Source organism: Nocardioides luteus (assembly GCF_000960475.2).
Taxonomy (GTDB): domain Bacteria; phylum Actinomycetota; class Actinomycetes; order Propionibacteriales; family Nocardioidaceae; genus Nocardioides; species Nocardioides luteus_A.
In genome coordinates, this window is record NZ_JZDQ02000014.1 from 111,385 (window position 1) to 135,423 (window position 24,039).

The following is a 24,039-nucleotide window of genomic DNA, read 5'->3' on the forward strand; positions in this document are numbered from 1 at the left end:
GAGGGTGGGTCCATGAGCAGCGATCAGCGGCAGGTGGGGTTCGGCGGCATCTGGCTTCCCGAGGGCGAGGACCCACGCCAGCAGGACGAGCAGGCCGTCGGCGAGCTGGCGACCTACCGGGACTACCTGCGCCACTACCGGCTCACCCTCGAGCTCAAGTGCCAGGACCTCGGCCCGGAGGACCTGGCCAAGCAGAGCGTGCCGCCGAGCGACCTGAGCCTGCTCGGGCTGGTCCGGCACATGGCGCGGGTCGAGCAGAGCTGGTTCCAGCGGGTGCTGAAGGAGAACCTGGACCTCCCCCGGCTCGACGAGGACGATCCCACCGGTGGGTTCCACAAGGTGGAACCCACCCAGGAGTCGGTCGACGAGGCGTTCGCGAGCTGGCGCGAGCAGATCGCCGGCGCCGACGCGTGGCTCGACTCGATCGACGACTCGATCCTCGGCGAGAAGCGGGCCGTCAGGCCCGGCGAGGAGCCGACCAGCATCCGCGACATCCTGGTCCACATGATCGAGGAGTACGCCCGCCACGCAGGTCACGCGGATCTGCTGCGCGAGACCATCGACGGACGTACCGGGCAGTAGCCCCACCGGCCGTCAGAACGACGGTTTCCTGAGACTAGGCTGAGAGCGCGGTCACAACGACCGCGACCGCGCTTCACCAGCTGAATCAGAGGGAGACCATGTCGACGTCGACCGCCCGCCCTGCCGACTCCGGACCACGCTCGGGGCCCAACTGGAAGTCAATCATCATCTGGACGATCGTCGCCGTCGTCGGCGCGGTCTGCTGGGCCGTACTCGCCCTGTCCCGCGGTGAGGAGGTCTCGGCGCTGTGGATCCTGTTCGCCGCGCTCGCCTCCTATGCCATCGCCTACCGGTTCTACTCCAAGTTCATCGCCAAGACCGTGCTGGAGGTCGACGACAGCCGGGCGACCCCGGCGGAGCGGCTGGAGAACGGGCGGGACTTCGACGTCACCGACCGCCGGGTGCTCTTCGGCCACCACTTCGCCGCGATCGCCGGCGCCGGACCGCTGGTCGGTCCGGTCCTGGCCGCGCAGATGGGCTACCTGCCCGGCACGATCTGGATCATCGTCGGCGTCATCTTCGCCGGTGCGGTGCAGGACATGGTCGTGCTGTTCCTCTCGATGCGCCGCGACGGCAAGTCCCTGGGCCAGATGGTCCGTGAGGAGATCGGCACCGTCGCCGGTATCGCCGCGCTGATCGCCGTGTTCGCGATCATGATCATCATCCTGGCCGTCCTCGCGCTGGTCGTCGTCAACTCGCTCGCCGAGTCGCCCTGGGGCGTGTTCTCGATCGGCCTGACCATCCCGATCGCGCTCTTCATGGGCTTCTACCTCCGCTACCTGCGTCCCGGCCGGGTGCTCGAGGTCACCGCCATCGGCGTCGTACTGCTCCTGATGGCGATCGCCGGCGGCACCTGGGTCGATGAGATGGGGCTGGCCGACCTGCTGACCCTGGAGAAGGAGACGCTGGTCATCGCGTTGGCGATCTACGGCTTCGTCGCCTCGATCCTGCCGGTGTGGATGCTGCTCACCCCGCGTGACTACCTCTCCACCTTCATGAAGGTCGGCGTCATCGTGCTGCTGGCCTTCGGCATGATCCTGGCCGCGCCGGTGCTCGCCAACCCGGCGGTCTCCGAGTTCGCCACCAACGGTCAGGGTCCGGCGTTCACGGGCAAGCTGTTCCCGTTCGTCTTCATCACGATCGCCTGCGGGGCGCTCTCCGGGTTCCACGCCCTGATCGCCTCGGGCACGACCCCGAAGATGGTGGCCAAGGAGTCGCACGTACGCATGATCGGCTACGGCGGCATGCTGATGGAGTCGTTCGTCGCGATCTCGGCCCTCATCGCCGCCTCCGTCATCGACCAGGGCATCTACTTCTCGATGAACGCGGCCGCGGGCGCCACCGGCGGCACCCCGGAGACCGCCGCCGCCTTCGTCAACGGACTCGGCTTCTCGATCACCCCGGCCGACCTCGAGGCCGCCGCCGCGAGCGTCGAGGAGACGATCATCTCCCGCACCGGCGGCGCGCCGACCCTGGCGTTCGGCATCTCGCTGATCTTCACCGACGCGTTCGGCGGCGGTCTGGCCGCGTTCTGGTACCACTTCGCGATCATGTTCGAGGCGCTCTTCATCCTGACCGCCGTCGACGCCGGCACCCGGGTCGGCCGCTTCATGCTGCAGGACACCATCGGCAACATCTGGCCGCGCTACGCCGACGTCTCCTGGCGCCCGGCGACCTGGTCGGCCTCGGCGCTGGTGGTGCTGGCCTGGGCGTACATGCTCTGGATCGGTGTCGGCGACCCGCTCGGCGGGATCAACCAGCTCTTCCCGCTCTTCGGCATCGCCAACCAGCTGCTCGCCGCGATCGCGCTGACGCTGGCCACCGCACTGCTGGTCAAGCACGGCAAGGTCAGGTGGGCATGGGTGCCGGGCGTACCGCTGGTCTGGGACCTGATCACCACGATGACCGCGTCGTGGCAGAAGGTCTTCAGCGACGACCCGACCATCGGCTACTTCGCGCAGGCGTCGGCCGCGCGCGACGCGAAGGCGTCCGACGAGCTCTACGGCGTCGCCAAGACCCCGGCCGACGTCGACCAGATCATCTACAACTCGACCCAGTCCGGCATCCTGCAGGCCGCGTTCGCGGTGCTGGTGATCGTCGTCGTCGCCGGTGCGGCGGTGACCGTCGTCAAGACCCTGCGTGCCGGCGGCTCGCTGCCGACCACCGAGGTGCCGAAGGTCGAGTCGAAGATCGTCGCCCCCTCCGACTTCTTCGCCACCAAGGAGGAGAAGGAAGCCGTACGCGAGTGGGAGGCCTCCCAGAAGGCGCCGGTCTCGTGAGCCTCCTGACCGAGCGTGTCTCCGGCGCCTGGCGGCTGCTCCGCCAGGCGACCGGGGAGGCGAAGTGGGACGACTACGTCGCCCGGTGCGAGCGGGAGGGCGTCGAGCCGATGACCCGGCGCGCGTTCGAGCGTCACCGGGCCGACGAGAAGGAGCACAACCCGCAGGCCCGCTGCTGCTAGCGGCTGTCGTGGGCTAGCGGGGGTTGTCGTCGGCGAAGGCGGCGTCGAGCCAGGCGTAGACCTGCGAGTCACCTCGGGTGACGAGCAGGACGACCTGCTTCTCGGCGTCGCTGACCGGCTTGCCGTTGATCCAGGTCCGGACGATGTCGGCGGCGGCGCGGCGGACGACCTCGACGCCCTTGGCCATCGCCCACTCCGGCGCCGGGTGACCCTTGCTGGTCGCCACGCCGGGGATCTCCAGGGTCCAGGTGTCGTCCTCGGCCTGGATCAGCCGGGGCGTCGGCGGCGCGCTCTTCTTGCTCACCACCACATGTTCGCACGTCGAGACCGTCGATAAGGGACCGCTCAGGCTCGGCCACTAGACTGCGCCCCGTGACGAATGCAGCTTGGGGCTTCGGCCTCGTGACGTACGCCTCCGACAACTCCGTGCTCGACGTGTGGTTCCCCGCGCCGCAGCTGGGCGAGAAGCCCGCCGACGCGACCGCGCCGGCCGAGCTGACCGCGCTCGAGGGCGCCGACGAGGTGCGTCAGGTCACCCAGCGCGTCACCCTGGTCGAGGTCAAGGACCTCGACACCGCGCCCGAGAGCACCGAGGACGTCTGGCTGCGACTCCACCTCCTCTCGCACCGCCTGGTCAAGCCGCACGGGCAGAACCTCGACGGCATCTTCGGCCTGCTCACCAACGTCGTGTGGACCAGCGCCGGTCCGTGCGCGGTCGAAGGCTTCGAGCTCACCCGCGCCCGGCTGCGTGCGGCCGGCCAGCACGTGACCGTCTACGGCGTGGACAAGTTCCCGCGGATGGTCGACTACGTCGTGCCGTCCGGGATCCGCATCGGCGACGCCGACCGGGTCCGCCTCGGCGCCCACCTCGCCGCCGGCACCACCGTGATGCACGAGGGCTTCGTCAACTTCAACGCCGGCACCCTCGGCGCCTCGATGGTCGAGGGCCGGATCTCCGGCGGGGTCGTCGTCGGCGACGGCTCCGACGTCGGTGGCGGCGCCTCGATCATGGGCACCCTCTCCGGGGGCGGCAAGGCCGTCATCTCCATCGGCCAGCGCTGCCTGCTCGGGGCCAACTCCGGCATCGGCATCTCCCTGGGCGACGACGCCGTCGTCGAGGCCGGGTGCTACGTGACGTACGGGACCAAGGTGACGCTGCCCGACGGCACCGTGACGAAGGCCGGCGAGCTCTCCGGCGCCTCCAACATCCTGTTCCGTCGCAACTCGGTCAGCGGCGCCATCGAGGCCGTTCCGTGGAAGGGCGAGGGCATCGAGCTCAACGCTGCCCTCCACGCCAATTGATCCGACCCCGAAGAGCAGAGTGCTGAGTTGAAGAAGTTCGTCACCACGCTGGTGGTGCTCAGCGTGATCGCCGGCGGCATCTACTGGGTGGTCCAGGCCGCGACGGACAAGCTGGACTCGTTCCTGCCCGACCTGCAGCAGTGCACGGCGGTCGCGGGCGAGTACGAGGCGCGCTTCGACCCCGAGCAGATGGGCAACGCGGCCGTGATCACCGCGCTCGGGCTCAAGCGCGGCCTGCCCGCGCGGGCGGCCACGATCGCGATCGCGACCGCCATCCAGGAGTCGAAGCTCTACAACATCAGCCACGGCGATCGCGACTCGCTCGGCCTCTTCCAGCAGCGCCCGTCGATGGGCTGGGGCACCGAGGAACAGGTCCAGGACCCGGTCTACGCCACCAACAAGTTCTACGACGCGCTGGTGAAGATCGACGGCTACGAGGACATGGTCATCACCGAGGCGGCGCAGGAGGTGCAGCGCTCGGCCTACCCCGAGGCGTACGCCGACCACGAGGGTGAGGGCCGCGCGATCGCCTCCGCGATCAGCGGCTACTCCCCCGCCGCGCTGACCTGCCGCATCGACGAGCCCGAGGCCGGCTCCGGCAAGCCGCAGGCCACCAAGACCGAGGTCAACCAGCTGCTCGGCAAGATGGTCGGTCGCGCCCGCGTCGACGGCACCACCGTGGTCATCCCCGTCGACGCCGGCGAGACCGGCGAGCGCAACGGCTGGGCCGCCGCCCACTACGTACTCGCCCGGGCCAGCGAGTTCGGCGCCACCTCCATCGCCTACGACGGACGCACCTGGTCCGCCGGCAAGGACGAGGAGTGGGCCAAGACCCCCGACGTCACCGGCGACCGGATCGTCGTCACCCTCGCCTGACCCTCTGCCGAGGCGTCACCCCGGTCGGCCAAGCGTCAGCCGCGCCTGCCGAGGCGTCACGTACGTCGGGCGAGACGTCACTCCCGTCGGGCGAGATAGCAACGCGTGACGCCTCGGCCGACGTACGTGACGTCTCGACCAACGCGAGCGACCACTCGGCCGACGCGGACGCCCATTCGACCGACGTACGTGACGCCTCGGCCGACGAGCGGACTTCTCGTCAGTCGGCGACGTCTACGTGGACGTGGTCGCGGTGCTCGAGGATGGCTTGGTCGCCGCCGCGGGGTGGGACGTCGTAGTCGCGCCAGCCGGCGGTGGAGCGGCGTTTGGTCCAGATGCGGTCGTCGTAGATGACGGTCTCGATGTCGAGGCGGTCGGCGTTGGCGACGAAGTACTGCGCGAGAGCCCAGCCTCTGATGTTGTTGCGCGCGTTGATCGGCCGGAAGAAGTAGTCGACGGCGCGGCCCTCGTAGTGGGCCGAGCCGACCATGTGGCCGGTGGTCACGCCGCCGGGTTGGAAGCCGCCGTCGGGAATGTCCCCGAACGCCTGGCGTACGTCATCCCGAACCGCCTCCGCCCGCGAGGTGAGCCCGGCGCCACTGAGCGTGACCGGGACCTCCTCGGCACCGCCCTTGACGACACAGGAGAACGCCTCGGGGGTGTTGCCGGTCAGTGCCGAGGCGAGGGCCCGCGCCTCGGGCTCGGCGTCGCGGTAGCTGTCGCGCGAGCCGTCGCTGATCTGCTGGGCGACACCGGGTACGGACTGCTGGCGGTAGTCGGCGACACCGGAGAGCCGGTCGTAGAGCGCGCTCGCCTTCGCGGCGTTCCGTTCGAGCGAGTGGTCGGCGATCTCGACCGTCAGCACGACGGAGGCGGCGCGGGCGGGGAGCCCGCGGCGTACGGCGATGGCGGCGATCGCCGAGGCACGCTCGGCCTCCTCGATGGAGAGGTCGTGGGTCGTGCCCTCGGAGGTGACGGTGCAGGCCTCGCGGGAGAGGACCGGGATGCCGCTGACGCCGACGCCGAGGACCCGCAGGCCGGCGAAGAGCAGGGCGACGGCGATCACGATGCCGAGGACGACGAGATGCTTGCGTACCGGACGGAGCTGCTTGCGGGCTTCCCTCGCAGACTTCCGCAGCGCCTCACGCGCCGGCTCCGGGATCCTGGAGGCGGGCGGCCGCGGACCCGGGGGCGGGAAGGTCGGCGGGCCCGTCGGGGTCCCCGGCTGTGCGCTCACGCCACCCATCTTCACCTACGGGGCAAACCCCGCCCGGCGCGATCTCTCACTCGGCGAGGCGGGCGACGGCTGCGTCGATGCGCTCGTCGGTGGCGGTGAAGGCGATCCGCACGTGCTGGCTGCCGGCGCGGCCGTAGAAGGTGCCGGGGGCGGCGAGGATGCCGCGCTCGGCGAGCCAGGCGACGGTGTCCCAGCAGTCCTCGTCACGGGTCGCCCACAGGTAGAGGGAGGCCTCGGAGTGGTCGATGCGGAAGCCGGCCGACTCCAGGGCCGCCTTGAGCTTGGTGCGCCGCGCGGCGTAGCGGGCGTGCTGCTCCTTGGCGTGCTGATCGTCGCCGAGCGCCGTCACCATCGCGACCTGCTGCGGACCCGGCATCTGCAGGCCGAGGTTCTTGCGGACCGCGAGGGCCTCACCGAGGACGGCGGCGTCACCGGCGACGAAGGCACAGCGGTAGCCGGCCAGGTTCGAGCGCTTCGAGAGCGAGTGGACGGCGAGAAGACCGTCGAACGAACCACCACAGACGTCCGGATGCAGGATCGAGACCGGGGACGCCTCCCAGGCGCACTCGATGTAGCACTCGTCGGAGATCAGCAGCGTGCCCCGTTCGCGCGCCCACTCGACCGTCTTGCGCAGGTGCTCCACGGGGAGCACCCGGCCGCTCGGGTTGGACGGCGAGTTGATCCACAGGATGCGCGGCGCCTTCGGGCCCAGCGCGACCAGCGAATCGGTGGCGACGGTGTCGGCTCCGACCAGGGCCGCGGAGACCTCGTAGGTCGGGTAGGCAAGCTCCGGGTAGGCGACCAGGTCACCCTGCCCGACACCGAGGTGCAGCGGCAGCGAGCCGATCAGCTCCTTGGAGCCGATCACGGGCAGCACGTTGTCCAGCCCGAGACCCGAGACCCCGTGGTTGCGCGCGAGCCAGTCGATCGCGGCCTGACGCACCGCGGGCGTACCGATCGTGGTCGGGTATCCCGGCGAGTCCGCCGCCGCGGCCAGTGCCTTCTGCACCACCGTCGGCGTCGAGTCGACCGGGGTCCCGACCGAGAGGTCGACCAACCCGCCAGCGTGCGAGGACGCCTTCTCCTTGATGGGAACGAGCTTGTCCCAGGGGAAGTCAGGCAGACGCTGCGAGACCGGGATCGAGGCCGACATCGAGGCGGGCATCAGTCCTGGTTCTGCGGGGGCAGAGCGGCGACGAACGGGTGGTCCTTGTCGATCTCACCCATGCGGGCGGCACCGCCCGGCGAGCCGAGGTCGTCGAAGAACTTGACGTTGGCGTCGTAGTACTCCTTCCACTCCTCCGGGGTGTCGTCCTCGTAGAAGATCGCCTCGGGCGGGCACACGGGCTCGCAGGCGCCGCAGTCGACACACTCGTCGGGGTGGATGTAGAGCATCCGCTTGCCCTCGTAGATGCAGTCCACCGGACACTCGTCGACGCAAGCCTTGTCCTTCACGTCAACACAGGGCTGGGCGATGACGTACGTCATTCGGGGCTCCTCCAAGCGGGGTATCACGAAAGTCAGAGGGGCGCGACTGGCCCTTCAGGGGACAGCCTAGTATCCCCACGTGCCTGCTCATCTCCTGGGACCACATGTCGTCGGCAAGCGGATCGTCATCCGCCGACTCGTCCCGGGCGAGACCGGCCCCACCGGCGGCCCCGCGTTCACCGACATCCTGGGAGTCTGTACGTCCTGGGCCGACGGCACCGCCGTCATCGAGCGTGAGTCCGGGGAGCGAGTGAGCGTGCCCGTCGGCGAGATCGTCTCCGGCAAACCGGTGCCGCCGCGGCCGAACGTACGTCTGCGGATCGGGGTGCGCGAGGCCGAGCTGCTCAGCGCCGCGATCTTCCCCGGCACCACCTCCGAGGCCCTCGGCGAGTGGGTGCTCTTCGACCACGAGATCTCCGTACGCCGCCGGCCCAACTCGGCGCTGGCGATCGGCGACCCCGGGGTCGGGCTCGACGCGGCGATCGACGCGATCGAGTCCTTCTACCGCAGCCGCCACAAGCGACCCCGCGCCAAGATCGAGGTCGGCTCCGCGGCCGAGGAGGCCCTGGTCGCGCGCGGCTGGATCGAGGACGTGACCGTCGAGTTCCAGCTCGCCGGGCTCGCCGCCACCCGGCGCATCCTGCCCCCGCCCGCCGAGGACGCCCACGTCGAGATCATGCGCGGGACCGACGGTGCGCAGGTGCTGATCACCTTCGGCGACACCGCCCGGATCATGGGCACGATGGAACGCGACTGGCTGGCCATCCACGACCTCGAGGTCGCCGAGCCCCACCGGCGCCAGGGGCTCGCCACGAAGGCCCTCGCCACCCTGCTCGAGTGGGGCGCGGAGCGCGGCGCCCGCGCCGCCTGGCTGCACGTGGAGACCACCAACGACCCCGGCCTCGCCCTCTACGAGTCCCTCGGCTTCACCGAGCACCACCGCTGCCGCTACTACTCCTCGCCGACCCCGTAGGAAGTCAGCCCCAGCAGGTCCCACAGGTTCCCGAAGGGATCCCGGAAGACCTGAAGCGTCCCGTAGGGCTCGTCACGGACCGGCCCGACGAGCTCGATCCCGGCGCCGACCAGCCTCTCGTACGCAGCACCGAAGTCGTCCACGCGCAGGAAGAACGTCACCCGGCCACCGGTCTGGTCACCGACCCTCGCAGTCTCCTCCGGGCCGTCGGCGCGGGCGAGCAGGAAGCCGGTGCCGCCGCCGGGCGGACGTACGACCACCCAGCGCTTCGGGCGGCCGTCGTTCGTGGTCGACGGGGCGTCCTCGGCGACCTCGAACCCGAGTACGTCGCGGAAGAACTCCACCGCCTCGTCGTAGTCGGGAACGACGATCGTGACCAGGTCCATGTGCATGGCTGAACGGTAGGCGTCGGTCAGCAGGTCTTCAGATCCGGGGAGGCGGGGCCTTCGCGGGTGAGCGCGTCGAGGGTGAGGGCGATGGCGGCGGCGCTCGTGGGGATGAGCAGGTGCTCGGAGAGGTCGGCGGCGCAGGCGTCCTGGATGCGTACGTTGGTGGTGTTCGGACCCTCGGCGAGGAAGCCGGAGGTGGACGGCACGACGACCTCGTCGGCGGCGGTGATGATCTGGGTGTAGGAGACGTCGCCCGGGGTCTCGTCGCCGGCGTTCAGGTCGGCGAGGAACTGCGAGCCGGCGGCCTGCTGGGCGCAGGAGAGGCACAGGCCGGTGGCCTCGGTGGTGCCCTCGTCCGGGACGATCGAGGTGCCGTGGTTGGAGGGGGCGAGGCCGACGAGGTCCTCGACGTAGCCGGCGCCGCCCAGGTTCTTGATGTAGTAGCGCGGCATCATGCCGCCCTGGGAGTGGCCGACGAGGGAGACCTTGTCGGCGTCGGTGACCTCGCGGACCCGCTCGATGAACTCCCCCAGGTGAGCTGCCGAGTCGCGGATGTCGCCGGTGGCGCGGTTGCCGTAGTCGAGCGAGTAGACGCAGAACCCGGCCCGCTTCATGGCCAGCGAGATCGGGTCCAGCAGCGAGCGGCGGTCACCGAAGGTGCCGTGCACCAGGATCACCGGCGTCGGGCGCTCCGCCGAGGGCACGCACGCCCAGTCGTTGGACCCGGCGGGGTCGCCGTAGGGCGACCCCGGGAGCGGGATCCCGGTCTGCCTCGGCCCCTCCGCGGCCGAGGCGGAGACCGGAACCAGCACGAGCGCGACGGCAGCGAGCAGACTCAGCATGAACGGGCGCATGACCAGCCCAACGAGCGATTGTGATCCGCGTCACGCCCGAAAACCCGTTGGCGAGCGACCCGGAGTGAGATCTACGCTCGTCAGCGGCACCGCCGAGGAGTGACGACCCTCTGCCACCACGGCACCGCGGCGCCCGCGCGTCCGGCGTACCGACAAGAGGCTGATGACACATCAGCGAAGGTGTGGTGGCACCGCGACCTAGCCCCCGCCCACACCTCCAGGGCCCCGCCACCTGGAGGAATGATGAAACCGATAGACCGTACGCTCGCCGCCCAGCTCACCGCGGCCACCCCCGGCACGACCGTTCGGCTGTGCGGCCACGTGCACCGCCGCCGCGAGCTCGCCACCGTGACGTTCCTGGTGCTGCGCGACCGCAGCGGCCTGGCCCAGGTGGTCATCCGGCCGGCCGACGGACAGCAGGCACCGCCCGAGGAGACGCCGGTCGAGGTGATCGGCATCGCCACCGGAAACCCGCAGGCCCCCGGAGGTGTCGAGATCACCTCGCCGGCCGTCACGGTGCTCTCCGAGCCGGCACTCACCCCGCCGGTCGAGCTGTGGCGCCCGGAGCTCGCCGCCGGGCTGCCGACGCTGCTCGACCATGCGCCGGTCACCTGGCGCCATCCCGCCGTCCGGGCGCGATGGGAGCTCGCCGCGGCGTCCCTGCGCGGTTTCCGCGCGACCCTCGACGCCGCCGGGTTCACCGAGGTCCACTCCCCCAAGATCGTCGAGTCGGCCACCGAGTCGGGAGCGAACGTCTTCGAGATCGACTACTTCGGACGCCCCGCCTACCTCGCCCAGTCGCCGCAGTTCTACAAGCAGCAGCTCGTCGGCGTCTTCGAACGGGTCTACGAGGTCGGGCCGGTCTTCCGCGCCGAGCCGCACGACACCGTGCGCCACCTCGCCGAGTACGTCAACCTCGACGTCGAGCTCGGCTTCGTCCGCGACCACCGCGACGTGCTCGCCGTCCTGCGCGAGGTGCTCGCCGGGATGGTCGAGGGGATCGAGACCTACCCCGCGGCAGCGGTCGGCCGGCTCGGCGTCGAGCTCCCTGTGGTGCCGCCCGAGATCCCGGTCATCCACTTCGCCGAGGCGCTGCGGCTGGTCGGGGCGCCCGAGGACGAGCCGGACCTCGCCCCAGAGCACGAGCGTGCGCTCGGAGCGTGGGCCCGCGAGACGTACGGCTCCGACTTCCTGGCCGTCGAGGGCTACCCGATCCGGAAGCGGCCCTTCTACACCCACCCGTGGTCTCGACAGGCTCGACCACCAGGGGACGGAAGCAACAGCTTCGACCTGCTCTTCCGCGGCCTGGAGCTGGTGACCGGAGGGCAGCGCCTGCACCGGCTCACTGACTACGAGGCGGCGATCCGGGCGCGGGGCGAGGAGCCGGCGGCGTACGCCTCGTACCTGCAGGCCTTCGCGCACGGGATGCCACCGCACGGCGGCTTCGCGCTGGGCCTGGAGCGGTGGGCCGCACGGCTCGTCGAAGCCGCCAACATCCGCGAGGTCACCCTGTTCCCGAGGGACCTGCACCGCCTCACGCCGTAGCCATCGGCGAAGTCGTGAAGCTGAGAGTGGCCCATGGACCACTCTCAGCTTCACAACCCGATCAGTTGGGGTCAGCGGGGGGCGGCGGCTTCTCGGACTCGTCGGTGCACTCGACCTCGTCCTGCGGGATGTAGGTGGTCTTGAAGGTCTGGGTGTTGACCTTGGAGCCGCCCTGGTAGAAGTCGCGCCAGACGTTGATCGAGAAGCCCGGGGCGCCGACGGTGTTCTCGCAGTTGCCGTCGGTGATCTTCTGCTTGCCCGGCGACTTGAAGTCGTAGCGCTCGCCGGTGCGTGCCTTGATGTCCCAGATCTTCGTGGACCACATCTCGACGGTGACCGAACCCTGGCCGCTGGCGCTGGCGGGGTTCACCCAGGAGCGGATGAGGACGCCGTACTTGGTGTTGTTCTTGAACTTCAGGTCCAGCGAGGGCCAGGCGACGGTCGCCTCCCGGCCGATCGGATAGCGGTCGATGTAGAGCGAGTGGGCCTTGTGCTCCACGTCCTGCAGACCGGCGAAGAACATCGCGTTGAACGTGGTCGTCGCCATCTGCGAGACCCCGCCGCCGTAGTCCTCGCGGAAGACCCCGTTCTGGATCATCCAGCCCTTGGTGAAGCCGTTGGCGGCCGTACGCTCCCCGACGATGCCGTTGAGGGAGAAGGTGTCCCCCGGCGCGAGCACGGTGCCGTTGACCAGCTCGGCGGCTCGGCCGATGTTGACGTTGCGGTATTCGGCGTAGGGGAAGTTGGTGGTGAAGGTCGAGACCTTCTCCTTGATGCCCCAGGACTTGGCCTCCTCGGTGGTCACCTTCGGCTTGGCGACCTTCGACTTCACCTCGACGACGCGGGCACCCGCGGGCGCCGTGACGACGTCGAGGAAGACCGCCTCCAGGTCCTTCTGGTTGAAGGTGACGCCCGGCTTGGCGGGGATGACCTTCGGGGCCCCGTCGACCATCTCGACGGTCGCGTCGACCGGCTTCGCGGCGTCGTCGGCGAGGGCCTTCTTGAGCACCTTCTTCAGCTTGGCGGGCGCGACCGAGGCCTGCAGCTCGCCGTCCTTCGGGTCGAACCGGATCGCCTCGCCGAACTCCTTCGGGGACAGCTCGACCGGGGTCTTCTCGAACTTCAGCGTGATCGGCCCGGAGACCGCCGGGGTGGCGACCTTCTCGACCGCCTCCTGGACGTCGGTCTCGTCGACGTCCGGGGTGAGCTCCTCAAGACGTACGTCGGCCGTGCGATCGCCCTCGACGAGCAGCTGACCGGCGAGCGCGGTGCGGAGCGCGTCATCGCTGACGCCCTCGCCAGCGACCGGCTGGGTGGTCTTGATCTTGCCCTTCTTGATGACGACGTCGCCGTCCTTGAAGGGGGTGCCGGCGCGCTTGTTCACCTTGGCGGCGACCTTGGCGATCAGCTTGTCCTCGGCGTTGATGACGGGCTCGACCGCGCCGCCGCCGGTGAAGTGCTTCCAGAGCTTGACCGGGCTCCAGCTATGTCCGGCGTCGATCTTCTCGATCGTCGCCTCCGCGTCGAAGCTCAGGCCGGCGTCGGCCGGGTTGACCTCGGTCGTGCTGTCGCCGGCGGTCACGTTGATCGGCTGGCTGTGAGCCGGGGCGAACTTCTCGTCCAGCAACGACGTCGCCTCGGCGGCCGTCATGCCGCCGATGTCGACGCCGGCGACCGTGGTGCCGTCGGCGATCTTGTTCCCGGCGACGGCGTACGCCGCGCCCCAGCCGACGAAGGCCAGGATCGCGACGCCGCCCGCGAGCGCGACGGCGACCTTGGCGCCGGTGCCGAGCGGCTTGCTCTCGGCCGGGACCGGCTGGGCATAGTCGGGCGGCTCGAAGCCGGACCCGTTGCCGGACGCGTGGTCAGGCTCGTATCCGGAGTCGTAGGCGGGCTCATAACCGGACTCGAAGGAGGAGTGGCCGGAGGGGGCCGGCTCGTCAGCGACGAACGGCCCGACACCCATGACGGTCGCCTCGAGCGGCTCGTCGTCGAAGTCGGGCGTCTCCTGGACCGGACGGTAGAACGCTACCTCGGTGTCGTCGTCGTTGCCGGCCTCGGGGGCGGCGTCGACCACGTCGGGCTCCGGGGCGAACTTCCGGTTCTTCGAGACGAACAGGAAGTTGTCCTCCTTCGGCAGCTCCGCGCGCTTCGGCAGCTCCGAGCGCAGCATGGTGCTCCGCAGCAGGGTCTCCTCGGCGAGATCCTCGTCGAGGTCGTGGCCGGGGGCGACGATCCGGGTCTCACCGGCGGGCTCGTCATCGGGTACGTTCGCGACCGGCTTGGCACCCGCGGACTCGGCTACCCGGGCGTCGATCTCGATCTGCGGGATCATGATCGTCTCGATGGCAGCATCGTCCGTGCCGGCATGGCCGGCGTTGGACCCGGCCGCGTGGGTTCGCATCGCGGGCTCGGGGGCCTTGAAGGCCTCGGGCTCATTGGACATGCGGGAGAGCCTAGGACCTATACCCCCCTAGGCCGAACCCGTAGCCCATCTTGGGACGTTCGTCACTCGCCGGGGTGGGCCCGATCCGGCTGAGATGTGACCCTCGCCACCGTCGCGGCGGCCACCACGATCAGCAGCACGGCCCACGAGATCAACAGGTATCCCTCGAGATCTCCGGCGATGGCATACCCGCCGGTCGGCCTCGGCGTCGCGGCCAGGGCGATCACGATCGCCCAGGCCGCTGCGTACGCGATCCTCGAGGCTCCGCGTGGGAGCGCGAGCAGCATCGCCGAGGACGCGGTCACGGCGAGCAGCACGCCCCACCACCACGGGTGGACGGCGACCGCCGCGACCCCGACCGCGAGACCGAGGAGAAGACTGGCGACCACCCCGCCGAGCAGTCTCACAACCCGGCGAAGAGGTCGGTCAGGCTGCCCCCGTCGACGCTGCCCTTGGCGATCCGGAAGTGCTCGTGCGCCCAGGCGGTCGTGCCGAGGCTGTTGGTCATCGCGAACATGCCCTGCTCCATGTCCATCTGGGTGGGGTAGGCGCGCATCGCGGCGACCTTCTGCTCGGCGTACGGCGTGCCGTCGATCTCGGCGGCGATGTCGACGTCGGGCGTGGCCATCGGCAGCGGCCCCTCGGGGTCCATCCCACCGAGCGCCTCCGCGTCGCCGGCCGCCCGGACCGCCCGCAGCCGCTCACGCAGGCGGCTCTCCGCGAGCGCGACCCAGAAGATCCGGTCGATCTCGTGGACCTCGCCGAGCTCCTTCTTGTAGGTCGGCACGGCGGCGAGATGGGCGGCGTACGTCGCGACCCGGTGGGCCTGGATGTGGTCGGGGTGGCCGTAGTTGCCGAACTCGTCGTAGGTGACCAGCACCTGCGGACGCACCTCGCGAATGATCGTGACGAGGTGGTCGGCGGCCTCGGTGAGGTCGGCGTACCAGAAGGCGTTCTCGCGGGCGTCGGGGTCGGGCAGCGCGTGGGTGCGGTCCTCGCTCCAGGTCATCCCGGAGTCGCGGTAGGTGCCGAAACCACCCAGCCAGCGGTGATCGACCTCGCTGCCGTCGGGCGCCTTCAGCGCCGCCATCGCGTTCTCGATCTCGCCCCGGCGGTGGTCGCCCAGGGCGTCGTCGCGGTCGGCGGCGAGGTGCGCCAGCTCGGGCACCAGGATCTCGCCCATCTCCCCCGCCGTGCAGGTCACCAGGGTGACCCGGGCACCCTCGGCGAGGTATTTCGCCATCGTCGCCCCGGTCCCGATCGTCTCGTCGTCGGGGTGGGCGTGCACGAGCAGCAGGCTCTTCTCAGAAGTCACGACCCGATCCTAGGTCGGGCCGCTTAATCCGCTTCGGGTTGTCGGGGAGCTCGACGGGTTCGGGGGCGATCGAGTCGTCCGGCGCCTCCTCGGGGATGTCGAGCCAGCCGTCGTACTCGTCCACCAGCAGCTCCAGGACCATCTCCGGGGCGTCGGTCTCCACCGACCACGGGTGGTCCTCGTCGTCGTCCTCCCCCTGGTAGCGCTCGCGGCCGACCCGGGCCGTCCAGCCCTCACGCTCGAGGGTCGCCGCCGCCGAGCGGGCGTCCTCCTCCTCGAAGAAGATGCCGCGCAGGGTGGACTCTTCGGGCACGCCGAGTACGTGGCGGAGCGCATCGAGGAACGGGCGGTCGGGCTCCAGCCAGTCGACCGAGTCGAGGTCCTCGGCCGCCAGCCAGAGGACCTGGTCGTGCTCGCGCGGCCGCGGCTCCCCCGCGACCACCCGGGCGGTCGCCGCGATCAGCCGGTGGCTCTCGCCGATGGGCGCCTCGCCCTGCATCCAGTCGAGCACCTCGATGAGGCAGCCGAGCTCCTCGCCGATCTCCCGGATCAGGGCCGCCTCGGGCGTCTCGCCCTCCTCGACCTTGCCGCCGGGGAGCTCCCAGCGTCCGGCTGCCTCGGGCGGCGACGTACGCCTCGCGGCCAGCACCTGCTTGCCGTCGGCGCTCAGGATCGCCGCGGCCACTACGGTCTTGGGGCTGTTCACGTGTGAGATTGTTCCCTAGAAGCCCCGAGAGTGGGGTCTCTTGGGTACGCTGCAACGCCGTGCCCCGCCCTCGTCTGCTCATCGCCTGCCTGCCCCCGTCCGGGGCCCGATCATGAGCGATCAGCAGTGGCCGCCGCGGCAGCCCGGTGAGCCTCGTCCGCCTTACCGCGGACAGCAGCCGTACCCGGGCCCACGGCAGCCCCAACGTCCGCAGCCGGGGCGACCGCAACAGCCGCATCCCGGCCAGCAGCAGCCGCACCCGGGTCAGCAGCGACCTCGTCCCGGGCAGTACCAGCCCTATCCGGGAGGGCAGCGTTTCCCGGAGCAGCGGCCTTACCCGGGGCCCCAGCAGCCCTACCCGCCCGCGCAGCAGGGGCCCTACCCGCCGCAGCCGCGGCCTTACGGACAGCAGCCCTACCCAGAGCAGCCCTACTCGGACCTGCACCAGGCACGGCAGCAGCCACCGGCGTACCCACCGGGTCTGGGTCCGGGCCGGTTCGGGCCGGAGCCGCCGAAGAAGCGAAAGTGGCCGAAGGTGCTCGTGGTGCTTCTGGTGCTCGCGCTGGTCGGGGTCGGCGGCTACGGGGCGTACGACTTCTACGAGCAGCTGCAGAAGTGGGAGCAGACCACGACCGACGACGTGAACGGCGTCGGCAGCGACCTGTCGGTGGCGGTCGCGTCGCTGCGCAGCGTCGGCTGGGAGGTCACGGCCGCGGACATCGGCACCTGGCTGGAGCAACCGGGCGCCTACGGTGACGGCCTGAGGCTGCGTACGCTGCAGGCCGACGAAGCCTCGAACAGCTTCACCGTTGCCGGCTACCGCACCTGGCAGGACACCTACGCGAAGCGCGACCACACCACGGTCGTGTGCGCGAACATCACCCTCGCGACCGGCACCCAGAAACCGCTCAGCGAGAACGTCACGGCCTGCCCCGACGACGTCCCGAAGACCGCGCCGGCCACGGGCCAGGCCGCGGCCGACGCCGAGGCGAACGGGGTCACCGGCCACCTCGCCGAGCTGGCCGTGAAGGCCTCCGAGCAGCGCGCCGCGGGCGCCACCGAGGGCAAGCTGGTCGAGGTCGCGGCACCGACGAGGCCGGTGGGCGACGTACGCGCCGACTCGACCGCACTCGTGTGCGCGCCGGGGACGAAGGACCTCGGCGAGGGTGAGGGCTACGACGAGGGCACGCTGATCCCGGTGCGGCTCTGCGCGGTCGAGGGACTGCCCAACACCGGCACGGAGAGCACCAAGGGCGACCCCTACTACATCGACGGCTCCGACGGCCTGACCGTCGTCAACGCGCGGATCTCCGGAGCCGCGGCCGCGCTGGTCAAGAAGGCGGAGAAGCAGGGCATCGACCTGGTCGCGAGCAGCTCGTTCCGGACGATGAAGAAGCAGAAGGCGCTGTGCCAGCAGGACGCCACCGGCGGCTGCCCCGCCGGCGACTACACCCTGACCGCCCAGCCCGGCCACTCATCGCACCAGCTCGGCATCGCCATCGACTTCGAGCAGCCCAGCGTGACCGGCGGCAAGACCTGCGCGACGCGGGCCTCGGAGCCGTCCAGCCCGGTGTGGAGGTTCCTCAACAAGACGGCGCTGAGCGTCGGGCTGAAGCAGTACTCCGCCGAGGCGTGGCACTGGGACGCGTACGGCGGGAAGGACCGCTGCGCCCCGCTGTGACTTCGCCGGGGTCGTGAAGCCGAGAGTGACCTATAGACCACTCTCAGCTTCACAACATCCGTCTATGCGCGCGGCAGCCGCGCCAGCTGACGCGCCTGCGCGACCAGCTTCCCCTCGGAGTCCCAGACCTCGCAGTCCTCCTCGAACATGCCGCCCGAGAGGTTGCGCGAGTAGTGCGTGACCTTGAGCCAGCCCGGCGCCGGCTTGTGACGGATGTGGCAGGTGAGCTCCAGGGTCGGCGCCCAGCCCGGCAGCTCGAGCCCGAAGGTGACCGGCGGGAGCGCGTCGAGCACCTGCAGCAGCGAGAGCGGGTCGGGCTCGCGGTCGTGGTGACGGAACCAGCCGGTGAAGACGGCCTCGCCGGTCGGCGCCGCGCCGCCCCAGACGAACTGGTCCTTCGGCACGCAGAGCTCGTAGCGGTCCAGCATCGGCACGAACTCCTTCACCTCCTCGGGCGCCGTCGTGGACGACAGGCACTCCTCGAGCGGCGGCAGCTCCGGCTCGGTCGCGGTGACCCGCTCGTAGCCGCTGCTCTTGGCGTGGAGGCCGTCGAGGTCCGCGTACGTCGCCGTGGTGGTGATCCGCAGGTCCTCGCCCTGCCACAGCTCGGCGGTCGCGATGGCCAGCGAGCCCTTGTCGCGCTTGGTCTCGATCCGGACCTCGGCCGGTCCGGGCGTGCTGGCGCCGGCGTAGAAGGCGCTCAGCACGATCGGGTCCGGGTGGTTCGGGAGGTGGGCGCGCAGCGCGTTGGCGATGACCGCGAGCAGGTAACCCCCGTTGACCCCGCCGCCGACGACCCAGCCCGGGGCGAGCTCGGCCGCGTAGGTCTTCGCGTCGGTCCGGCGGACCGCGATGTCGCGATCGAACTCCGCCTGTTCCCTATTACTCATGGGTAATAATCTAGATCGACACCCGATGTGATGGACGATGGGGGCATGACCGACCCCCGACACCCGCACTGGGTCTACGACCACGGCACCGAACCGGACCCTCGGTTCACCCTGGCCAACGAGCGTACGTTCCTGGCCTGGGCGCGCACCGTGCTCGGCCTGCTGGCCGGCGCGGTGGCGCTGCACTCGTTCCGGGTGCCCACCGCCGACGGCGTACGCGTCGGGGTGATCGCGGTGCTGGTGCTGACCGCGATCCTGTGCACGATCTTCGCGATGGTCCGTTGGGCACGGGTCGAGCGCGCGATGCGGGAGCGGCGCCCGCTGCCCGCTTTCTCCGCCGGGTTCATCCTCGCCGGGGCGCTGCTGGTGATCGGTGTGTTGCTGGGGTTCTCCCTGGTCCTCTGACCGGATCAGGGCAGACTTCACCCATGACTGAGCTCAAGCCTGTCCCGCACGGGCTGCTGCAGGCCTTCCGGGCGTACGAGAGCGCGCTGATGTCCGACGACGTCGCCGCTCTCGACGCGCTCTTCGCCGACTCCCCCACCACGCTGCGCGGCGATGCCGCCGGGCTCCTCGTGGGGCACGACCAGATCGCGGCCTTCCGCGCGTCTCGTGGCGGCGCGCCCGGACGGCGCATCGTGCAGACCCACGTCCAGGTCATCGACGAGGACCACGCGCTGATCGTGGCGGTCACCGAGCTCGACCGCGGTGGGCGTGGCCTGCAGACCCAGCTGTGGGCACGGGACCCGGTGCGGATCGAGTACGGCGGCTGGCAGGTCACCGCGGCCCACGTCTCGGCCCCTGCGCCGGCCCTCGACACCCGGATCTGGCGGGTCGTCGGGGATCCGCTGGTCTCCTCGCACACCTCCGACGGCGCGCTCTCCGGCGAGACCGTGGCGGTCAAGGACCTCTTCGCGGTCGCCGGATTCGCGGTCGGGGCCGGAAGCCCGGCGTGGCTGGAGCAGGCGCCGGTCTCCTCGTCCCATGGCGCCGCGGTCGCGGCGCTGCTGGACGCCGGGGCGTCGGTGCGTGGGATCGCACGCACCGAGGAGTTCGCCTACTCGCTCTCGGGCCTCAACGCCCACTACGGAGCGCCGCCGAACCCGAAGGCTCCGGGCCGGATCCCCGGCGGCTCCTCGTCGGGCTCGGCGACCGCGGTCGCGCTCGGCCAGGCCTCGATCGGGCTCGGGTCCGACACCGGCGGCTCGATCCGGGTGCCGGCCGCCTACCAGGGCCTCTACGGCATCCGTACGTCCCACGGTGCCGTCTCCCGCGAAGGGATGCTTCCGCTCGCCAGGGCCTTCGACGCCGTCGGGTGGATGACGCGTTCGGCGTTCCTGCTGCAGGCGGTCGGGGACGTACTGCTGCCGGAGGCTGCCTCGTCGCCCACCTCCCTGGACGACGTCCACCTGGTGCCGTCACTGGTCGCGCTCGCCTCGAAGGAGGTCGGCGCCGCGGTGAGCGAGGCCCTGCCCGGGGCGAAGCCGCTGACCTGGGAACCGGCCAGGCTGGACGAGTGGCGCCAGGCCTTCGTCGTCGGCCAGGCCTACCAGGCGTGGCAGGCCCACGGAGCCTGGCTCGAGACCCGGCTGGACACGCTCGGCGAGGCGGTGCGCGGGCGCTTCGAGATGGCGCGTTCGGTGACACGGACGCAGGCCGCCGAGGCGCGGGCCGTGCTCTCCGAGGCCCGGGCCGAGATCCTCGACGTCGTCGGTGACCGTGTCCTCGCCTTCCCCAGCGCCTCCTCGGTGGCACCCACCGCCGCCGACGCGGCCGGGGTACGCGACGACACCCTGCGGCTCACCTGCATCGCCGGGATCGCCGGTCTCCCGGCCGTCTCGGTCCCGGTCCGCACCCCCGGCAACCTGCCTGCCGGTCTCTGCCTGGTAGCCGCCCCCAACCGCGACCGCGACCTCCTGGCCCTGGCCCAAACCCTCGCCGAGTAGTCAGTTCCCGACCGCGAGGAGTCACTTCCTGACCGCGAGCGGTCGAAATCTGACGGCAAGTAGTCACTTCCTGACGGCCGCAAGAACTGACGTGTCGCCGTCAGAAACTGACCTCTCAACGCCAGATTTCGACTTCTCGGCGTCAAAGACCGACTTCTCGGCGGGCGGGGCGTTACATGGAGGCAACCTGCGTTTCGGGTGTCGAAACGCTTGTTTCATAGGCTGGCCCGGTGACGATGACGCTCGCCGAGTTCGACGCCCTGCCCGCCGACGAGGCGGAGGCGCTGCTCGCGCCCTGTGTCGCGATCCCCTCGTGGGCCCGCGGGCTGGTCGCGGGGCGTCCCTACACGGTCGTCGGTGACCTGCTCGCGGCCGCGGAGCGGCTGGCCGCGGCCTGGACCGACGAGGAGGTCGAGGGCGCGCTGGCCGACCACCCCCGGATCGGGGAGCGGCACGCCGGCGACGGCGCGAGCGCGGCGCTCTCCGCCCGCGAGCAGGCCGGGGTCGACCCGGCCGACGCCGAGGTGCAGGCCCGGCTGAGGGCGGGCAACGCCGCCTACGAGGAGCGGTTCGGGCGGATCTATCTGGTCCGGGCCGCGGGGCGGAGCGCCGAGGAGATGCTCGCCCTCCTCGAGGAGCGGCTGGAGAACGACCCGGCTACCGAAATCGCGGTGACCAAGGGCCAGCTCGCCGAGATCGCGTTGCTCCGGCTGCGAGGCTTGGTCGTATGACCACCGTCTCCACGCACGTCCTCGACGCCGCTCTCGGCCGGCCCGCCGCCGGCGTCGCGGTGATCCTCGTCCTTCCCGACGACAGCGCACGCACCGCGACCACCGACGCCGACGGCCGGGTGCGGTTCGAGGGCGAGGTGCCGCCCGGGCCGCACACGCTGACCTTCACGACCGGCCCATGGTTCGCCGAGCAGGACCGCGAGACCTTCTTCCCCGAGGTGAGCATCGGGTTCACCGTCACCGCCGGCGAGCACCACCACGTCGCCCTCCTGCTCAGCCCGTTCTCCTACACGACCTATCGAGGAAGCTGATGTCGATCACTCTTGGCCCCAACCAGCACGGCAAGGCGGAGGTACGCCTGGTCAAGGTCGACCGAGACGGCACCCGGCACACCCTCCACGACCTGAACGTGTCCACCCAGCTCAGGGGCGACTTCGCCACCGCCTTCACCGAGGGCGACAACGTGCACGTGCACGCCACCGACACCCAGAAGAACGTCGTCTACGCGAAGGCCAAGGAGCTCGGCATCACCTCGCCGGAGGGGTTCCTGCTCGACCTGACCGCCCACTGGGCCGCGCAGCCGTGGGTCACCGGGTCGGTGATGAAGGCGCAGGCGTACGCCTGGGACCGGATCCCGGCGAACGGCTTCTCGTTCGCCCGGCGCGGGCAGGAGACGCGGACCGCGGTGGTCAACCGCTATCGCGGGCGGACGTTCGTCCTCTCCGGCCTGGCCGACCTGGTGGTGCTGAAGTCGACCGGGTCGGAGTTCCACGGCTTCCCGCGCGACCGCTACACCACCCTCGCCGAGACGACCGACCGGATCCTGGCGACCGAGGTCACCGCCTGGTGGCGCTGGGAGACCCACCCGGAGGACTGGAACGCGGCCTACGAGCGGATCCGCACGATCCTGCTCGACACCTTCGCGCAGGTGCACTCGCTCGCGCTGCAGCAGACCATCTACGAGATGGGCAGGGCGGTGATGGAGGCCTTCGAAGGCATCGCGGAGTTCAAGATCTCCTGCCCCAACAAGCACCACTTCCTCGTCGACCTCTCCCCCTTCGGCCTGGAGAACCCCAACGAGGTCTTCTTCGCCGCCGACCGTCCCTACGGGCTCATCGAGGCGACGCTGCAGCGCGACGGGGCGACCGAGCCGGACGCCTGGGCCTCCGTTCCGGGCTTCGCGTGAAGCGGGCATGACCGTGACCACGACTCGGGCGGACCAGCGGATCGACCGGCGGATCGCCGCGGCCTATCAGACGCTCTCACCCCAGGAGCGCAAGGCCGCCGACACGCTTCTGGAGCACCTCGACGACCTGGCGACCTACCGTGCGGCCGAGCTGGCCTCGCTCGCGGAGGTCTCCAAGGCGACGATGAGCCGGCTCTTCCGGTCGCTGGGATTCGACGGGTTCGACGACGTCCGCGACCACCTGCGGGCGCTGCGTACGGCCGGGGAGCCGCGACGTGTCGAGGGCGCACCCGACCTGAGCGCCCACGCCGAAGGCGAGGCGGCCGCGATCGCGCGCGCCCTGGACCAGGCGGCCGTCACCGAGGCCGTCGAGGCCATCGCCGGTGCGAGCGACGTGATGGTCGCCGGCTGGCGCAACTCCTACCCGGTCGCCCTCCACCTGCGCCAGCAGCTCACCCAGACCCGCGAGCGGGTCACCCTCGCTCCGGCGCCCGGCCAGGTCATCGGCGAGGAGCTGGCCGAGCTCGGCGAGGAGTCGGTGGTGATCGCGGTCGGGCTGCGGCGCCGGCCACCCGGTTTCGGCGAGTTCGTCGACGCCGCCGCGGCGTCCGGGAGCACGGTGATCGTGATCGCCGATCCGACGGGCACGGTCCACCTCGGCCGTGCCGACATCGCGCTGGAGTGCCCGGTGCAGGGCGGTCTGGCCTTCGACTCGCTGGCGGCGCCGATGTCGCTGGCGAGCGTGCTCGCCGACGGCGTACTCCATGAGCGCGGACGGCCCGGACGCGACCGCGTCTCGGCCATCAGCGCCACCTACGATCGGCTCCACGAGGTCGAGTGATGGCGGGAGCACAATGACAGTAGAGACATCGATTCTCGGGCCAGGGCTAGGGGGAATCGGCATGACCGACACGATGTGGTTGGAGCAGGCGGTCGCGCTGGCGGTCCGCAACGTCAACAACGGCGGCGGCCCGTTCGGCGCCATCATCCTGCGCGACGGGATCCTGCTCGGCACCGGCCAGAACCGGGTCACCCGCGACCTGGATCCCAGCGCCCACGCCGAGATCGTCGCGATCCGCTCGGCGTGCAAGGAGGCCGACAGCTTCTCGCTGGCCGGCTGCACCCTCTACACCTCGTGCGAGCCCTGCCCGATGTGCCTGGCCACCGCGCTGTGGGCGCGCCTGGACCGCGTCGTCTACGCGGCCGACCGCGACGACGCGGCCAAGGGCGGCTTCGACGACCGCGCCTTCTACGACCTGTTCGGCACCGGCCGCGCCAACGAGCACCACGACTGGCCCACCAAGGTCGACGAGCTGCGGATCCCGCAGGCGTACGACCCCTTCGACGCGTGGCTGGCCAAGCAGGACCGCACCGACTACTGATTGCCGAGCCGTCACCCCCGTCGGCCGAGTGGGCACCTGAGTGCCCACT

26 protein-coding genes are annotated in these 24,039 nt (G+C 70.7%); 15 read left to right on the plus strand and 11 right to left on the minus strand.

The genetic code is table 11. From position 1 onward, the window contains the following. Nucleotides 1-12 precede the first annotated feature (12 nt). From UG56_RS11890 to UG56_RS11900, 3 genes are all read left to right on the plus strand, one after another. Complete coding sequence (locus UG56_RS11890) at nt 13-582, plus strand: DinB family protein (RefSeq protein ID WP_045547999.1); 570 nt, start codon at nt 13-15, stop codon at nt 580-582. 98 nt (nt 583-680) lie between these two features. Continuing rightward, entirely contained in the window at nt 681-2,861 is a 2,181-nt protein-coding gene (locus UG56_RS11895; RefSeq protein ID WP_177191464.1) for a carbon starvation CstA family protein, read from the plus strand. Further along, a complete protein-coding gene (locus tag UG56_RS11900; protein WP_256206574.1) occupies nt 2,858-3,043 on the plus strand; it encodes a YbdD/YjiX family protein in 186 nt (61 codons plus the stop codon). The genes UG56_RS11895 and UG56_RS11900 overlap by 4 nt, the downstream gene beginning before the upstream one ends. Before the next feature lie 13 nt (nt 3,044-3,056). Here UG56_RS11900 and UG56_RS11905 read toward each other — a convergent pair whose 3' ends face one another. Continuing rightward, the gene (locus UG56_RS11905) at nt 3,057-3,347 is read right to left on the minus strand and encodes a hypothetical protein (RefSeq protein WP_256206575.1); all 291 of its coding nucleotides are present in this window, start codon (nt 3,345-3,347) and stop codon (nt 3,057-3,059) included. Between the two features lie 68 nt (nt 3,348-3,415). Here UG56_RS11905 and dapD point away from each other — a divergent pair, with 68 nt between their 5' ends. Both dapD and UG56_RS11915 read left to right on the plus strand, forming a co-directional pair. Beyond that, nucleotides 3,416-4,345: a 2,3,4,5-tetrahydropyridine-2,6-dicarboxylate N-succinyltransferase gene (dapD, locus tag UG56_RS11910; RefSeq protein ID WP_045547997.1), complete on the plus strand. Its 930-nt coding sequence runs from the start codon at nt 3,416-3,418 to the stop codon at nt 4,343-4,345. Nucleotides 4,346-4,372: 27 nt separating this feature from the next. Continuing rightward, a complete protein-coding gene (locus UG56_RS11915; protein ID WP_045547996.1) occupies nt 4,373-5,221 on the plus strand; it encodes a hypothetical protein in 849 nt (282 codons plus the stop codon). 220 nt (nt 5,222-5,441) lie between these two features. Here UG56_RS11915 and UG56_RS11920 read toward each other — a convergent pair whose 3' ends face one another. From UG56_RS11920 to fdxA, 3 genes are read right to left on the minus strand one after another with little or no spacing between them, the layout of a single operon-like run. Further along, nucleotides 5,442-6,458 (minus strand): hypothetical protein, encoded by a 1,017-nt coding sequence (locus UG56_RS11920; protein WP_218145199.1) that lies wholly within the window; start codon nt 6,456-6,458, stop codon nt 5,442-5,444. 46 nt (nt 6,459-6,504) lie between these two features. Continuing rightward, entirely contained in the window at nt 6,505-7,623 is a 1,119-nt protein-coding gene (gene dapC / locus UG56_RS11925) for a succinyldiaminopimelate transaminase (RefSeq protein WP_045547995.1), read from the minus strand. Further along, nucleotides 7,623-7,946 carry a ferredoxin gene (fdxA, locus tag UG56_RS11930; RefSeq protein ID WP_008358813.1) on the minus strand — a complete coding sequence of 108 codons (324 nt, stop codon included), beginning with the start codon at nt 7,944-7,946 and terminating at the stop codon, nt 7,623-7,625. The genes dapC and fdxA overlap by 1 nt, the downstream gene beginning before the upstream one ends. Nucleotides 7,947-8,025: 79 nt before the next feature. Between fdxA and UG56_RS11935 the strand changes: the two genes are divergently transcribed. Further along, nucleotides 8,026-8,919 carry a GNAT family N-acetyltransferase gene (locus UG56_RS11935; RefSeq protein ID WP_045547994.1) on the plus strand — a complete coding sequence of 298 codons (894 nt, stop codon included), beginning with the start codon at nt 8,026-8,028 and terminating at the stop codon, nt 8,917-8,919. On the opposite strand, the gene UG56_RS11940 is transcribed toward UG56_RS11935, so the two are convergent. Continuing rightward, nucleotides 8,898-9,311 (minus strand): VOC family protein, encoded by a 414-nt coding sequence (locus UG56_RS11940; protein WP_045547993.1) that lies wholly within the window; start codon nt 9,309-9,311, stop codon nt 8,898-8,900. The genes UG56_RS11935 and UG56_RS11940 overlap by 22 nt on opposite strands. 20 nt (nt 9,312-9,331) lie before the next feature. Next, a complete protein-coding gene (locus UG56_RS11945; protein WP_256206576.1) occupies nt 9,332-10,150 on the minus strand; it encodes an esterase/lipase family protein in 819 nt (272 codons plus the stop codon). A 255-nt stretch (nt 10,151-10,405) separates the two neighbouring features. Between UG56_RS11945 and aspS the strand changes: the two genes are divergently transcribed. After that, nucleotides 10,406-11,707 (plus strand): aspartate--tRNA(Asn) ligase, encoded by a 1,302-nt coding sequence (aspS, locus tag UG56_RS11950; RefSeq protein ID WP_045547991.1) that lies wholly within the window; start codon nt 10,406-10,408, stop codon nt 11,705-11,707. A gap of 61 nt (nt 11,708-11,768) precedes the next feature. Here aspS and UG56_RS11955 read toward each other — a convergent pair whose 3' ends face one another. The 4 genes from UG56_RS11955 to UG56_RS11970 all read right to left on the minus strand — a co-directional run bounded on the left by UG56_RS11955 (nt 11,769) and on the right by UG56_RS11970 (nt 16,174). Next, nucleotides 11,769-14,153, minus strand: coding sequence for a VanW family protein (locus tag UG56_RS11955; RefSeq protein WP_052693364.1), 2,385 nt, complete (start codon nt 14,151-14,153; stop codon nt 11,769-11,771). A gap of 62 nt (nt 14,154-14,215) precedes the next feature. After that, nucleotides 14,216-14,560, minus strand: coding sequence for a hypothetical protein (locus UG56_RS11960; protein ID WP_045547990.1), 345 nt, complete (start codon nt 14,558-14,560; stop codon nt 14,216-14,218). Continuing rightward, on the minus strand, nt 14,557-15,468 hold the full coding sequence (gene mshB, locus UG56_RS11965; RefSeq protein WP_045547989.1) for an N-acetyl-1-D-myo-inositol-2-amino-2-deoxy-alpha-D-glucopyranoside deacetylase: 912 nt from the start codon (nt 15,466-15,468) through the stop codon (nt 14,557-14,559). Before mshB ends, UG56_RS11960 begins: the two co-directional genes overlap by 4 nt. Next, on the minus strand, nt 15,458-16,174 hold the full coding sequence (locus tag UG56_RS11970; RefSeq protein WP_045547988.1) for a (deoxy)nucleoside triphosphate pyrophosphohydrolase: 717 nt from the start codon (nt 16,172-16,174) through the stop codon (nt 15,458-15,460). The genes mshB and UG56_RS11970 overlap by 11 nt, the downstream gene beginning before the upstream one ends. A gap of 544 nt (nt 16,175-16,718) precedes the next feature. Between UG56_RS11970 and UG56_RS11975 the strand changes: the two genes are divergently transcribed. Then, complete coding sequence (locus UG56_RS11975; RefSeq protein ID WP_143055008.1) at nt 16,719-17,855, plus strand: D-alanyl-D-alanine carboxypeptidase family protein; 1,137 nt, start codon at nt 16,719-16,721, stop codon at nt 17,853-17,855. A gap of 62 nt (nt 17,856-17,917) precedes the next feature. On the opposite strand, the gene UG56_RS11980 is transcribed toward UG56_RS11975, so the two are convergent. Beyond that, a complete protein-coding gene (locus UG56_RS11980) occupies nt 17,918-18,745 on the minus strand; it encodes a thioesterase family protein (protein WP_045547986.1) in 828 nt (275 codons plus the stop codon). Between the two features lie 45 nt (nt 18,746-18,790). Here UG56_RS11980 and UG56_RS11985 point away from each other — a divergent pair, with 45 nt between their 5' ends. From UG56_RS11985 to UG56_RS12015, 7 genes are all read left to right on the plus strand, one after another. Next, nucleotides 18,791-19,150: a YidH family protein gene (locus UG56_RS11985; RefSeq protein WP_052693363.1), complete on the plus strand. Its 360-nt coding sequence runs from the start codon at nt 18,791-18,793 to the stop codon at nt 19,148-19,150. Between the two features lie 23 nt (nt 19,151-19,173). After that, nucleotides 19,174-20,691 (plus strand): AtzH-like domain-containing protein, encoded by a 1,518-nt coding sequence (locus tag UG56_RS11990; protein ID WP_045547984.1) that lies wholly within the window; start codon nt 19,174-19,176, stop codon nt 20,689-20,691. Nucleotides 20,692-20,927: 236 nt separating this feature from the next. After that, a complete protein-coding gene (gene uraD, locus UG56_RS11995) occupies nt 20,928-21,422 on the plus strand; it encodes a 2-oxo-4-hydroxy-4-carboxy-5-ureidoimidazoline decarboxylase (protein ID WP_071327041.1) in 495 nt (164 codons plus the stop codon). Next, complete coding sequence (uraH, locus tag UG56_RS12000) at nt 21,419-21,733, plus strand: hydroxyisourate hydrolase (protein ID WP_045551131.1); 315 nt, start codon at nt 21,419-21,421, stop codon at nt 21,731-21,733. The genes uraD and uraH overlap by 4 nt, the downstream gene beginning before the upstream one ends. After that, nucleotides 21,733-22,608, plus strand: a complete 876-nt coding sequence (gene pucL / locus UG56_RS12005) for a factor-independent urate hydroxylase (protein ID WP_045551130.1) — start codon at nt 21,733-21,735, stop codon at nt 22,606-22,608. Before uraH ends, pucL begins: the two co-directional genes overlap by 1 nt. Nucleotides 22,609-22,615: 7 nt before the next feature. Further along, nucleotides 22,616-23,449, plus strand: a complete 834-nt coding sequence (locus UG56_RS12010) for a MurR/RpiR family transcriptional regulator (protein WP_045551129.1) — start codon at nt 22,616-22,618, stop codon at nt 23,447-23,449. A gap of 61 nt (nt 23,450-23,510) precedes the next feature. Then, complete coding sequence (locus tag UG56_RS12015; RefSeq protein ID WP_045551128.1) at nt 23,511-23,990, plus strand: nucleoside deaminase; 480 nt, start codon at nt 23,511-23,513, stop codon at nt 23,988-23,990. Nucleotides 23,991-24,039: the final 49 nt, after the last annotated feature.

Coding starts and splice junctions, on each gene's coding strand:
- UG56_RS11985 (WP_052693363.1), top strand. CDS start 18,791: ATGACCGACCCCCGACACCCGCACTGGGTCTACGACCACGGCACCGAA.
- UG56_RS11955 (WP_052693364.1), bottom strand. CDS start 14,153: ATGTCCAATGAGCCCGAGGCCTTCAAGGCCCCCGAGCCCGCGATGCGA.
- dapC (WP_045547995.1), bottom strand. CDS start 7,623: ATGCCCGCCTCGATGTCGGCCTCGATCCCGGTCTCGCAGCGTCTGCCT.
- UG56_RS12015 (WP_045551128.1), top strand. CDS start 23,511: ATGACCGACACGATGTGGTTGGAGCAGGCGGTCGCGCTGGCGGTCCGC.
- UG56_RS11980 (WP_045547986.1), bottom strand. CDS start 18,745: ATGAGTAATAGGGAACAGGCGGAGTTCGATCGCGACATCGCGGTCCGC.
- UG56_RS12010 (WP_045551129.1), top strand. CDS start 22,616: ATGACCGTGACCACGACTCGGGCGGACCAGCGGATCGACCGGCGGATC.
- pucL (WP_045551130.1), top strand. CDS start 21,733: ATGTCGATCACTCTTGGCCCCAACCAGCACGGCAAGGCGGAGGTACGC.
- UG56_RS11945 (WP_256206576.1), bottom strand. CDS start 10,150: ATGCTGAGTCTGCTCGCTGCCGTCGCGCTCGTGCTGGTTCCGGTCTCC.
- uraH (WP_045551131.1), top strand. CDS start 21,419: ATGACCACCGTCTCCACGCACGTCCTCGACGCCGCTCTCGGCCGGCCC.
- uraD (WP_071327041.1), top strand. CDS start 20,928: ATGACGCTCGCCGAGTTCGACGCCCTGCCCGCCGACGAGGCGGAGGCG.
- fdxA (WP_008358813.1), bottom strand. CDS start 7,946: ATGACGTACGTCATCGCCCAGCCCTGTGTTGACGTGAAGGACAAGGCT.
- UG56_RS11990 (WP_045547984.1), top strand. CDS start 19,174: ATGACTGAGCTCAAGCCTGTCCCGCACGGGCTGCTGCAGGCCTTCCGG.
- aspS (WP_045547991.1), top strand. CDS start 10,406: ATGAAACCGATAGACCGTACGCTCGCCGCCCAGCTCACCGCGGCCACC.
- UG56_RS11940 (WP_045547993.1), bottom strand. CDS start 9,311: ATGCACATGGACCTGGTCACGATCGTCGTTCCCGACTACGACGAGGCG.
- UG56_RS11895 (WP_177191464.1), top strand. CDS start 681: ATGTCGACGTCGACCGCCCGCCCTGCCGACTCCGGACCACGCTCGGGG.
- UG56_RS11890 (WP_045547999.1), top strand. CDS start 13: ATGAGCAGCGATCAGCGGCAGGTGGGGTTCGGCGGCATCTGGCTTCCC.